Genomic DNA, 12,562 nt, shown 5'->3' with positions numbered 1-12,562 from the left:
TTTCATACTATTAAAAATTAATATCGCTCAAATTCATCATATAGTTCTTTTTTGCTCGACTCTCTGGCATCTTCCTCTCTAGCCCCTTGGCAGAAGAGGCCAAGAACTTCTCCTGACCTGGTTCTATCTCCTCCAATAGAGGATCACTAAGAGATAGTCCAAAGATCTCCTGCTGTAGGACATTAGGGGAATAAAAGATGACCACAGCCTTATAAAGGAATCTCCGAAGTCAGAGGCGCGATCCTTCATCCACGTCTTTAAGCAATGCGGCTCCTTGAAGGCTACGACAGATTAGGATCTATGCTGCCCCCATGACTCATTGGGGTAGACAGCGCCGCTCGGCCAAAGCAATGCTCTCCTCTAGCTGGGCCATCACAAAATCACTAAGATGACGATGCCACCAGTCGAAACGAGGCTGGCGCGGATCATCCAGATGGCCGTACACAGGAGGGTCTTCCCCCTCACTCAGACGGAAAAAGCCGAAAGCCGACTCATAGCGCTGATAAAAGACAAAAGCATCATCGGGCAAACGAATCGGCACACGATCTGCTTGCAGCCAGGCCCGCGCCTGCTTTTGCAACGGCAAGAGCGTGTCGGTCGAGATCGCCAGCTCGCCCAACAGACCACTGTGATGATGACCAAGCCAAAGGAGCAGCTCGCGATAAGCCGCCGGTAAACGGCGCCGCAGTATGCGCTCCAGCTCGGCTATTTCCTGCTCAGAACATCCCTCAATAGGACCCGGAAGTAGCCCTGCCATCGCCTCATAGCGCGCACGCACACGCCCCAGATAACCGCCCGGCGGTAGGGTACGACGGGTCAGCGCTTCCTCCAGCGCAGCCCGACGCCTCAGCGCCTGCTCAAGCTCTTGCTCTATAAAGGTCACAAAGCTCTTCCCCGTAGGCTCCCAGGCACTTGGCTTGTCGGCCAGACGCTGCCAGCTATAGACAGGCGGATCATCTCCCTCACCGCTGCGGAAGAAAGCAAAGCGGTCATAGCCCTCGCGCCAGAAGATCAGCGCGTCTGGTGGCAGCGCATTCACTAGCGTCGGCAACCGCAGCGGCTCTTGCTCCACAAGATCGCCCCGTGCCCAGCGCTGATTAAACTCAAGATGCATCCAACAGCAAGAGATACCATCGAGCAGCCCACCGCTCCAGTGCCCAAGCCAGAGCAGAAACTCACGATAGGCTGGCGGAAAGCGCAAACCTAGCTGCTGCTCTAGCCAGTTTGCCCACGAAGGATAGCAAGGCTGCCAGCGCCCGTAAAGCTGCGGATACTGCCTCACACGCGCCTGCACTCGGTCCAGATACATTCAGCAACGACTCCTTTCCTGACCAGCACTCAGCAGACGCCACTTGCTCATCGCAGGTCGACTCATCCACCTGCCACGACCCCGCTCCATCAATTCAGGCAAAAAAGAGGAGACGGCCACGATAACTGGTGCTGGAGGATGTCTGGCGACTCCTCTGATCGACTCGCTTGGTTCACGGGCTGGCTGCCCAGCTAGAAAACTGGCTCGAAATCGTAGTTTACGGTCAGCTCAACGTGAGGAAACATGCGCCGGAACTGCCTGATCAGATCCTCGCACGCTGAGCAGGGCTGACGCTCACTGTAGAGGTGTACCCTGGCTTTGACAGAACAGACCGGCTCGCGGCGCGGATTAAAGCGACGAGCCAGCTCATTCAGCAGCTTATCCTCAGCATCGGCCTCGTGAAGAGCTGTCCCAACCGTGTGAGCCAGACGGATGGGAAAAAAGTAGCGCGCCTCGGGAGCTGGCGTCGGTACCGTGCCCGGCAGATCACGCAGGCTGCTCTCTGCCACCAGCGTCCCGCGCTGACCTGGCCCTAGCTCGTACTCGGCAAAAGCCCAGTTACGGCGCGGCCACGAATCAGGCCGGTCCCCGGCTGACTGCGATGAGCCTGCCATCACCTTTCCTCCTTAGCCTGAAAGGCACTGATCAATCGTTCCTCTCTATTCTAGCTCGCTCTCGCTTTGCACAAAAATAGATCCCTTCCTGCCTGACCAGGCAGGTCATCCTATGACAATCGTCATTGCTACCTTTTCCCTGCTTCGCTGCTCTTCTTCCCATTATAGGGTAGCAAAACGGGAGAGAAATGACAAGCAGACAGTGGAGGGACAGAGCAGCGCCTGGGAGTCCAGGCCCAGGCGCTGAGAACTATCAGACGACTGCTGATGCAGCTCAGCGCTGCGCCAGAGGCACTTCAATCAGCAGCGGGCGTGCCTCCCCCGGCGGCAAAGTCAACCGCATGCGCAGCAGCCCAGCCAGCTCCTCGGGGGTCGAGACGCGCTGACCCTCAATGTGGAAGGCCCGGGCCAGGGTCACGAAATCGGGCGGCTCCAGCGTCGTCGCAATGCTGCGTCCGGGAAAACGCTGCAACTGATCATTCTTCACCGCCGTGTAGCTTGCATCGTTAAAGACAAGGGTAATCACCGGAATACGCTCCTGGGCCGCCGTCGCCAGCTCACCCACATTCAGCAAGAAGCCCCCGTCACCGCAAAGTGCCACCACCGGACGCTGTGGCGCCGCCAACTGAGCCCCCAGCGCCAGCGGCAGGCCCGTCCCAATGGAACAAAGCTCAGAGGCATGAATGAAGCTTCGAGGCTCATAGACCGGAAAGGCCTGGGCGGCAGCATAGCCAGCCAGCGTCATATCGGCTACCACGATCCCCTCACGCGGCAGAGCTGTCCGCAGCGCCTCCAGCCAGGGCATGACCTCGCCATAGATCTGCTGCGTTCGCTTGCTCAGAGCGGCGCGCACAGCAGCCACCTCCTCCCGGCGATCTTCGTAGGTCCCCGCCCTTTCCTGTAGTCCTGTCAAGAGGGCGATCAGGGCCTGACGCGCGTCGGCGACCAGGGCCACGCTGACCGGGTAACGGCGGCCAATCTCGCCCGCATCAATATCGATATGGATCAGCTTCTCTGGCAAAGGCAGACGGCCTGTTTCCGCCTGCCCGCTGCGGCTACGCTCCAGGGCCGGCAGCGTCGTGCGCTGCATACCCAGCTTGCTGCCCACAACCAGCGCCAGATCGGAGCGGCTCAGCAGTGGACCAAGCGTACGCGACGGGGCGCCGCGCGTTGTGATGACCAGTGGGTGATCATTAGGGAGCACATCGTGGCTTTTGCCGCCGAGCAAAACCGGCGCCTGCAACAATTCGGCCAGGCGCAGCAGCTCATGATTGGCGCCGGCGGCGCTCACACCGGCCCCAGCCAGAATCACCGGTCGCTGCGCCGTTCGCAGCAGCTCCAGCGCCGCCCGCAGCGCTTCATCAGCGGGGGAAACGGCGGGCGGCTCCTCTCTCTCCTCCAGGGCAGGCAACGGAATAGTCTCCTGAGATTCAAGGACGTCTAGCGGAATCTGCAGAAAAGCCCCGCGGGCCCGCCCGGTGCGCATCTGACCCAGAGCCTCAGCGATGGCCTCGGGGATCTCTGCCACACGCTGCACTTCATGACACCAGCCGACCAGTGCGCGCGCCAGCCCAAGCTGATCCTTGAGTTCATGCAGGCGTCCCCACGAGCGCCCGCCGGTCTCGCCCGGCAAACTGGTCGCGATCACCAGCAGCGGCAGCGAATCAGCATACGCATCGGCCAGCGGCGTAGCAATGTTAGTCACACCTGGTCCCGTGATCACCAGGGCCACCCCAGGACGCCCGCTAATCCGCGCATAGCCATCAGCCATGTAACCGGCACCCTGCTCATGGCGCGCCAGAACGTGACGTATCCCCGGCTCGTCGTAGAGCGCATCGTAGATCGGCAGATTGTGTACGCCAGGAATGCCAAAAACAACCTCAATATGGTGGGCGCGCAGGCTGGCGACAACGGCCTGCCCGCCAGTGAATGATACCATTGGCCGCATTGCTCTCTTGCTGCTCCTCAGTGATCTTCCTTCGCGCCCCGTTGGTTGGATCTGGCCGCTAGAGTCTTCTATCCAGCAATACGCGTGCGCCAAGCAGGCCCCGAAACGGCCTCATAGTAGAGCTTCCTTGCTCGCCCAGGCGGTGAGAGCAGACTGCAGCCTCATAGCGGCAACAAGCCAGCTCTTCCCTGGTCTCGCCTGCCAGAGACGGAGCGCTACGCTCTTTATCATAGTACAGGCCGCTCCCCGCTGCCACCCTGGCCGATGCTCTTCCCTCGGGTAGAAAGGCAACATAGGCAGACGCTGCCCCATGCTGTATAATGAGCAACAAGCTAGCAGCTCTAGCAACATTGACCTGCCTTCGTGCATTCGGGAAAAGATCGAGCAGTCCTTAACCTCAGTAGGCCTTCCGCAAGCGAGAGGAAGGGGGGACCGGCATGAGCAGGCGCCTGGCCCAGGTAATCGTATTGCTTGCCCTGATCGTCATTCTTTGCTTGTTCTGCTACAAAGCGAGCGGCTCCGCTCAACTTACGACCTTTATCGGGCTAGCCAGCGGCATCATCGGCATTGTGCTCCAGTTTCACGAAGCGCGCGGCGGTCTCATTCGGCTCCTGAAGGCACTCAGAGAAGACCTGGCCACGCTGCTCGCCCAGACGCGCTTTTGGGTGATTGTGACGGCGATGCTCCTGCTGGTCTTTATCGGCTGGAACATTCTCCCACGTGTCTGGCCACACACACCCGCGACCCCAGGCTGCTCCCTGCCACGCAATAATCTGGCAGGCTCGGCCTATATCGGCGTAACCAGCGCCCCCGATGGACAGCTCATCGGCATCAGCGATGGCTCCGCCATCTTAGACAGGAACTTGCCCGATCTGGCCCGCAAGCAGGAGGCGGCTCAGTTGTATCAGGCCGGCAACCTCTCCGAGGCCCAGTCTCTCTGGCAGAACGCCACCGAGCAGGTGACCAACGATGCCGAAGCACACATCTACGCCGAAAATGTGACCGTTGAGCAGAGTGGCCTGCCGGCTGTTACTCTGGTGGTGGCCACCCGTTTCACTCCCCAATACCTCGGCGGGGCGCGCGATATTCTCCAGGGGGCCTATATCGCTCAGCGCATCTTTAATGAGACGCATACGCTGCGCGTGCGTCTCCTGCTGGCGAACGCCGGCAGCAGCGACGCTGCGCAGGTGACTTGTCAGATCATCCGGGCAGCCGGAGCCACCGCCCCCTCTTCCGGCGCTGGGCCCCTGGTGGGCATCATCGGCTGGGAACTGAGCCGGGATGTCAGCGAGAGCGTCACGCTGGTTGATGAGGCCCATCTGCCGATGCTCTCGCCGACCGCCTCGGGCAATGACCTGCGCAACTTGCCCTACTTTGCGCGCATCGCGCCACCTGATGCTCTCCAAGGAGAGGATGCCGCCCTCTATGCCCGCCAGACGCTGGGAGCGCACCGCGTGGCCCTCTTTGAGGACCCGCGCGACAAATATAGTCAGAGCCTGGCCTCCTCCTTTCGTCTGGCCTTCGAAGATGCTGAGCATAAGGTGACGGCCACCGAAGAATACCGCGTTGGTCAGCCCGATAACCTGCCCTATCTGCTCCTTCAAGCGCTACATACCCAGCCCGACCTGATCTACTTCGCGGGCTATTCTGCTGATGTCAGCGTGCTGCTGGAGGCGCTGCCGCCCTGCCAGCCCCCCGCAGAGAGAGCGACAGTGGCCTGTCCTCTTGTCCTGGGAGGCGACGCCCTCTACATCTATGGCAACTATGCCCAGGAGGCGCGTCCCGTCTTTCGCAGCGGGCGGCTCTACTTTACAGCTTTCGCCTTTCCCGATGAGTGGCAGGGGCAAGCCTTGCCGCAAATGCAGACCTTCTTGCAGACCTACGCGGCCAGCTTCGGACCGCAGCCGCCCGGTCGCAGTCCCTATGGCTATACCCGGCCCGATGCCGATAGCATGCTGGCCTATGATGCCGTCTCTGTCCTGGCAGAAGCCTGCTATCGCCTCTTCCAAGAAAACCAGCCCTTAACAGGGGCGCGCGTGCAGCGAGCACTGCTCCAGATCAGCGGCGGGCAAGCCTGGCAAGGCATTACCGGGATGATTGCCTTTGGCAGCGATGGCAATGTTCTCAATAAGCCAGTGCTCTTGCTCCATCTGGACCAGGCCGGTCATACGCAGGTCAAGCGAGTCTGGGGCTGCCTGCTCCGCGAGCGCTGCTCAGCCTGAGCGGGCCGAGGGAGGAGGCTCGCGGCGAGCGCCGTCAGGTGAAGCGCTCGCCCTCGGCACTCCGGCTGAAGCCCGCGCTCAGCGGGGAGCGGCTGACAACAGCTATGGCGGCGGTGCCCGGTCCAGTGTTGAGAGCCAGGGCGGCTCCCAACGGATACAGCGGTAGCTCGCCGGAATAGATGGCCTGCAGCTCGCTGCGCAGCTCGTCGGCGGCCCCCGGACTGGACTCGCCCAGGATGACGCGCTCGATGGGGCGCATTGTTCTGACCAACTGGGCGATTTGGTGGCAGGCGCGCCGCCGACTCCGGGCCAGGCCCGCGGCGACGATGTCCCCGCGCTCCAGAACCAGGATCGGTTTCAGGTCAAGCAAATCCCCCAGGGTTGCCAGCACCCCATTGAGGCGTCCGTTACGGCGGGCGAACTCCAGCGTGTCGAGGACCCCCAGGAAGTGAGTGCGCGCCAGCACTTCTTGAGCATGGGCGCGGATCTCGGCCAGCGTGTGCCCCTGTCGCGCCTCCTCGGCGGCTTGCAGTACGGCGGGCAGCATGCCAATGGCGGCGCTCTGCGAATCGATGATCTCGATCGGCACCTGACGCAGCTCATCGGGCAGCAGCTCGCGGGCTAGCTGCGCCGTCTGATAGGTGCCGCTCAGGCGCGCGGACAGCACAATGACCAGAATGCCCTCGGCTCCCGCGGCGATCAGGCGACTATAGGCCTGGACAAAGGCGGCGGGCGAGGGCTGAGAAGTATGGGGGAAGACCGGCGCCGCCTCCAGGCGGCGGAAGAGGGCCGCACTGTCAAGGTCGACGCCGTCAAGGACTGCCTCCTGATCGAAGAGAATGACCAGCGGCACGATGGTGATGCCGAGCGACGCAGCCACAGCCGGCGGCAGCCCCACCGTGCTATCGGTGACGATCCCTATCATTGTTCGGCTCGCCTCTTCTCAGCTCCTTCTTGCGGCAGGTGGCGGGCTGATCGATCCTCTCTCCCTCTCTGACCTGGCTGACCGACGCGAGACCGGCTAGCCTGCTTGCTGAGAGAGCCTTAGTCGGGCGTATTGCGATCGTAGAGCAGGCGGTAGAGCAGGGCCGAGGGCCGGCGCGCAGGACCGTGCTCGGCGTCGTCGGGCAGCGGGGCGGTCAGGCGGCGGAGCAGGAGTAAGGCGGCCAGCAGGGGCGGAATGAGCTGCTGGCGCTGGGTGCGCTCGTGCTCGCGCAGGCAGACAAGGGTAAAGAGCAGGATAGCGGCCAGACCGCTCAAGGGTACAACCTTGCTCCGGGTGGTCGTGGTGCTGAGGCCGCGGCCAGTCCAGGACCAGTGAGCGGTGTGCAGCGGCGCACGATGGTGGGAGAACAGCGACCAGAGTCGCCAGAGGACGCCGCTGGCCAGGGTCGAGAGGGCCAGCAGGCCGGCGCGGCGGTTGATCTGCAGGGAGGCCCCCAGAAAGGCGCTCAAGCCGCGTCCGCCGTTGAAACGCAGGAAGAGCGGCCAGCACTGACCCATAACGCCGCAGACGCCAGCCAGTTCGGCCACCTCGCGCGGGTAGCCCAGGCGGCGGCAGATGCTGATCGGCAGATAGCCCTTGGAGGCGTCGAAGAGCGCCGCCGGCACCGCCCAGCGGCGACCTCGCTTGCTGCTGCTGAGCAGATTGGAGACGCCGACATTGCCCGAACCGCTCTGGCGCAGATTGACGCCGCTGCGTCGTCCGAGCCAGTAGACGAGCGGTAGTGAGCCGTAGAGGTAGGCTGTCAGCCAGGCGAGTACGTAGCGTGGGAGAGCGGAACGCCGCCAGGCGGGAGCCCGTTGGCGCGTGACCTGGACTGCCCGCCGACTGGCGCGGCCCAGGGTGCCAAGGTAGCGAACGTAGCGCACATAGCGGGTCGACCGGCCCTGTCTGAAACGGCTGGTCCGAGGGCGACTGCGGCGGGCGGGGCTGCGGACTTCTCTGATGAGAGGGCTGCTCACAGGTTCGCGGACCTCCTCTCCTGCTGCATGCATGCATGAGCCATGATGCATGACTGACTGACTGGCTGGCTGGCTGGTCCTTCAACGGCCAGCCAGGCGCCTGTGGCCGGGCTGCTCCGCTGCGCTGACGGCGCTGTCATGAGTGAGCTGGGAACAGGATGGGATCAGATCGGTCATGAGTCCAGATGTGTGCTTTCTTGCTCGCTCGCTTGTTTGTCTGTTCTGCCGTTCATGGAGGCCGCCGGCGCTGTGCAGCCTCACAGGCCGCATTTTCTATCATTGTACCGGTAGAGGCCGCTTCCCTGCAAGCGTCGCTGTGCTGCAGTGAGGAAACGCTTATTCTCAGTTCGTCGTGAATCTGCAGACGTTTCTTGCTAGCGGGAAAGGGCAAAAAAAGACGACCAGGTTGAAAGCAGCCGCGGCTGCCGCCCCTGACAGGTCATAGTCCTGCCAGCCCACGACGGACACGCCCGGTACCAACCTGGCCGTCTCCCCTCGCACAGAAAAGGGACGAGCTGCGAGTATACACTAGCTGAGGAGACTGAGGTCGCGATGATGCGCCCTCACCTGGGAAGAACTCTGCTCTTCTGTTCTACTTCCTGTCCTTGACAGGCACACGACGGAAGAGCCTCCCCATTGGTTGCCCCTCTTTGCGCGCCTTCTTCTTTCTATGATGAAGGACGAATAACAAGACCGACAGTAACAGTCTCTAATGTGCCCTTCCTGTTACACAAGCAAAAGAGAAAAGACAAAGAAGCGGCCTGACTAAGCCGTCCCAAAAGTCACCCCCAGACGGCGCAGCCAGCGGCGATACGCAATCGCCGTGCGATCCGAGCGCAGATGCAGCTCCGCCTGCAGATCCAGCGGCAGCAACTCAGGACGCTGCGACTCGATCACCCGAATATCCTGCTGCATCACCATATCCTCAAAGCGCCGGATCTCCTCGTCAGTCTGCTCCCCATAATTCAAGGCCACATACTGCCAGGCAATGCAGCGGCGCTCGCTCACCGGCGTCACCGTAAAGAACATGGCAAAACGGGGCCCCTGCGACGTCTTCACAAAATAAGCCGTCAACGGGCGCAGCACCCGATAGGTATAGGTCACCTCAGCGCCCTGACCACTGCCATCAGGGTTCGGCTGCCAGACCGTAATATCACGCGCCGTAATGCCATCCTCACCCGTCTCCACCGTATAATCATTGATCGCCGCATGGCCCGGGTCGCCCAAGAGGCCCGCATGCACATAAGGGAAATGCGCCACATCAAGAAAATTCTCGATAGCGCGCGGCCCACTGGTCTCAATAGAGTACGGGCCAGTATGCACCTTGCGGAAACTGGCATCATCCCACTCGGGAAAAGCCGGCACATCATGCTGAGGCTCACCCAACGTCACCCACACCCAATCATAACGCACACAGCTCCGATAGACACGCGCATGCGCCGTCGCCGGCGGCTTCTGCTCAGGATGCGCCGGGAAGCGCACACAATGCCCCTCCTCATCGTAGGTCCAGCCGTGGTACGGGCAGATCAAACACTCCCCCTCAACGCGCCCCAGCGAAAGCCGCGCCCCACGATGCACACAGAGATCGCGCCAGACATGCACGCGACCATCAACCTTCCACAGGACCAGATCCTCATCGAGCAAGCGCGCCGCCACCGGCTGGCGCTCGGGTAAGGCAGGCGCATAGGCCACCACATGCCAGTCGTTGAGCAACACAGGATCGTTCAACATAAAGCCTGCTCGTCGCTCCTCCTTCCCTTGCAAACTCGCTGCTGACCAACGCCAGCCAGTCAATACCTGGCCTGGCCAACTGACATGCTTCAGTATACCGGGTGACCACCGTCAGCGACAACTGGCGGCTGTCCCCCTGTCAGACAAGCGAACGGGCGACAAAACCAGTGCCATAAGTACTATTTTCTCCCGTTCAATGGGACTTTTGTCCCGAAAAAAAGGGAGCGTACGCTATAATAAGCCCGAGGAGGGCGGGAAGGCGGCTGCGCTGGCAAAGCGCAGCACAGCGAGACAACGCGAAGCAGCACAAAGCAGAGCGAAGCACACAAAGAAAGCAGGCAATGCAACCATAGGATAGGGTTCGAGACGGGCCGATGATAGACTATGCAGGGCAACGACTCGGTAACTACCGTCTACTCAAGGTACTCGGCAGCGGCGGCTTTGCCCGCGTCTACCTGGGCGAACATATCTATCTGAAGACGCCGGCAGCGATCAAGGTACTGCAGACGCGCCTGACGCAGGATGCGCTGAACCATTTCCTGGCCGAGGCGCGCACTATCGCACGCCTCTCGCATCCGAACATTATCCGCGTGCTAGAGTTTGGCATCCAGGACGAGACTCCCTATCTCGTCATGAACTATGCCCCCTACGGCTCACTACGCCAGCGCCATCCGACCGGCAGCGTACTGTCGCCGGGGCGCGTGCTCTCCTATGTGCGCCAGATGGCGGCAGCTCTGCAGTATGCCCACGAGCGCCAGATTATCCATCGCGATGTCAAGCCGGAAAATATGCTGCTCGGCGATAATTTTGTGCTCCTGCTAAGCGACTTCGGCATCGCTATGCGGGCGCCGGGGGCCGGGGTGACCCGCACACCCTACGCGCCACCCAATGCCGCCGGCACGACAACCTATATGGCGCCAGAGCAGATCGATGGGGCCCCAACGCCGGCCAGCGATCAGTATGCCCTGGGTGTGGTGGTCTACGAGTGGCTCTGCGGCAGCCCGCCCTTTGTCGGCGGGGAGATGTTGGTCGCCCTGCAGCATCTGCAGTCGCCACCGCCACCGCTGCGCGAGAAGCAGCCCTCCCTCTCACCGGCGATTGAGGCGGTGGTCCTCAAGGCCCTGGCCAAGGACCCGCGCGAACGCTTTGCCAGCGTTGCCGATTTCGCCCGCGCTCTGGAAGCCGCCCTGGCTCAGGCCGCTGACGAGCCAACGGTTGAGGTTCCGGCAGCCCGCCTGTCCGTCTCCGCTACTCCCTCGGCTGCCAGCACGGCAAGCGCTGGACCCGAAGCAGAAGCCTGGCGACCAGGCCGGCCCCTGCTCTTGCCCGCCCGCCTGACGGCAGCCAGCGATACCGGACGCCAGCCAGCTCAGCCCCCAGCTCCGGCAGTCGTGGAACGCGCAGAGCGCATAGAACGAGCAGAATACTCAGAACGGTCAGGGCCGGAGGGCAGCGAGCCGCCGGCGGAAGGCGGGCCGTCCGCCGCGGCCCAGGCGGCGATAGCATCACCCGTCAGCGCCGAGGTCAAGGCGGCCAGTAACGGCGCCAACGCCAGCCAGCCAGGCACAGCCCTGCTGCCAGCCGCCCCTGTGACGCCCGCGCCTGTCTCGCCGACGCTGCCGTACCTGCCTCGCTGGCTACAGGCCTCGCTGGAGGCGCTGCCCCTCGGTAAGCCGCTGCCTCCGGGTCAGCCGCTCTCGCGCCGGCAAGCCCTGCTCAGGCTCGGCGCTTTGGCCCTGCTCGGCGCTGCCACCTGCGATCTCGCTGCGACTTCGCTGGCCGAGTCATTCGCCTCGCTGCGTAATCTGGGCCAGCATCCCAACAAGCCGGCAACGCCGCCGCGCCCTAGGGCTACTGCGCAGGCCAAACCATCGCCTTCGCCAACCAGACGCCCCGCTAGCCCCACGCCGGAGGCCCAGGCTACCGCCCAGGCCCTCATTATGGGCATTAATAGCCGACCGGCATTGGCCTCCTGGGGCGTGCGTCAGCTCGACCTCTTTATTCGGGCCGCGGATAATACGCTCTGGCATCGCCATTTCGATGGGCGCTGGCATGCCTGGGAGCGTCTCATCGGCTCGCTGGCCTTCGATCCCGTGGCCGTGGCCTGGGGACCCGAGCGCTTCGATCTCTTTGTGCGCGGCGTCGATAATAGTTTGCTGCATTGCTGGTTTGATGGCTCCTGGCACGATTGGGAAAGCCTCGGCGGCTCGCTCACTTCTAATCCGGCTGTGGCTTCCTGGGGCGCCGGGCGCCTGGATGTCTTCGCCCGCGGGAGCGATAACGCCCTCTGGCATAAGTGGTACGATGGCCTCTGGCATGAGTGGGAGTCGCTCGGCGGCGTGATTACCTCCGCCCCGGCTGCCGTCTCCTGGGGGCCAGGCCGCCTGGATGTCTTCGCCCGCGGGAGCGATAACGCCCTCTGGCATCGCGCCTTCGAAGCTCGCTGGGGACCGTGGGAGTCCCTCGGCGGGAGCTTCATCTACGATCCTACCGCCGCTTCCTGGGGCAGCCGACGCCTCGATGTCTTCGCTTGCTCGCCTACCGGCTCGCTCTGGCATCTGGCCTACGATGGGCGCTGGCAGTCCTGGGAATCCTTCGGCGGGCGCCTGGCCTCGTCGCCTACCGCCCTCTCTTGGGGTCCTGCCTATATTGATGTATTTGCTCGCAGCGATACTAATGCACTGCAGCACCTGTGGTTTGACGGAAGCTGGCACCCCTGGACCGTGCTCAACTAGCCCGGCGTGCCAGATCTGCCTATTCTGCCTTCCCTGAC

General features: G+C 62.6%; 8 protein-coding genes. 2 read left to right on the top strand and 6 right to left on the bottom strand.

Features of this window, described 5'->3' with window-relative positions; translation table 11 throughout:
• Positions 1-316: 316 nt before the first annotated feature.
• The 3 genes from AC6H1L_RS06725 to AC6H1L_RS06715 form a co-directional block, all read right to left on the bottom strand.
• Positions 317-1,309, bottom strand: coding sequence for an SMI1/KNR4 family protein (locus AC6H1L_RS06725; RefSeq protein ID WP_497600762.1), 993 nt, complete (start codon positions 1,307-1,309; stop codon positions 317-319).
• Positions 1,310-1,500: 191 nt separating this feature from the next.
• Complete coding sequence (locus AC6H1L_RS06720) at positions 1,501-1,923, bottom strand: deaminase domain-containing protein (protein ID WP_497600761.1); 423 nt, start codon at positions 1,921-1,923, stop codon at positions 1,501-1,503.
• A gap of 274 nt (positions 1,924-2,197) precedes the next feature.
• The gene (locus AC6H1L_RS06715) at positions 2,198-3,862 is read right to left on the bottom strand and encodes a thiamine pyrophosphate-binding protein (protein WP_497600760.1); all 1,665 of its coding nucleotides are present in this window, start codon (positions 3,860-3,862) and stop codon (positions 2,198-2,200) included.
• A 446-nt stretch (positions 3,863-4,308) separates the two neighbouring features.
• Here AC6H1L_RS06715 and AC6H1L_RS06710 point away from each other — a divergent pair, with 446 nt between their 5' ends.
• Positions 4,309-6,093, top strand: coding sequence for an ABC transporter substrate-binding protein (locus AC6H1L_RS06710; protein WP_497600759.1), 1,785 nt, complete (start codon positions 4,309-4,311; stop codon positions 6,091-6,093).
• 34 nt (positions 6,094-6,127) lie between these two features.
• On the opposite strand, the gene AC6H1L_RS06705 is transcribed toward AC6H1L_RS06710, so the two are convergent.
• From AC6H1L_RS06705 to AC6H1L_RS06695, 3 genes are all read right to left on the bottom strand, one after another.
• The gene (locus AC6H1L_RS06705) at positions 6,128-7,018 is read right to left on the bottom strand and encodes a DegV family protein (protein ID WP_497600758.1); all 891 of its coding nucleotides are present in this window, start codon (positions 7,016-7,018) and stop codon (positions 6,128-6,130) included.
• Positions 7,019-7,137: 119 nt separating this feature from the next.
• Positions 7,138-8,058 carry a glycerol-3-phosphate acyltransferase gene (locus AC6H1L_RS06700; RefSeq protein ID WP_497600757.1) on the bottom strand — a complete coding sequence of 307 codons (921 nt, stop codon included), beginning with the start codon at positions 8,056-8,058 and terminating at the stop codon, positions 7,138-7,140.
• 765 nt (positions 8,059-8,823) lie between these two features.
• Complete coding sequence (locus AC6H1L_RS06695) at positions 8,824-9,789, bottom strand: aromatic ring-hydroxylating dioxygenase subunit alpha (protein ID WP_497600756.1); 966 nt, start codon at positions 9,787-9,789, stop codon at positions 8,824-8,826.
• A 374-nt stretch (positions 9,790-10,163) separates the two neighbouring features.
• Between AC6H1L_RS06695 and AC6H1L_RS06690 the strand changes: the two genes are divergently transcribed.
• Complete coding sequence (locus AC6H1L_RS06690; RefSeq protein WP_497600755.1) at positions 10,164-12,524, top strand: DUF8189 domain-containing protein; 2,361 nt, start codon at positions 10,164-10,166, stop codon at positions 12,522-12,524.
• Positions 12,525-12,562 lie beyond the last annotated feature (38 nt).

The organism is Thermogemmatispora argillosa (genome assembly GCF_059696725.1).
This window is presented reverse-complemented; position numbering and strand designations above follow the sequence as displayed.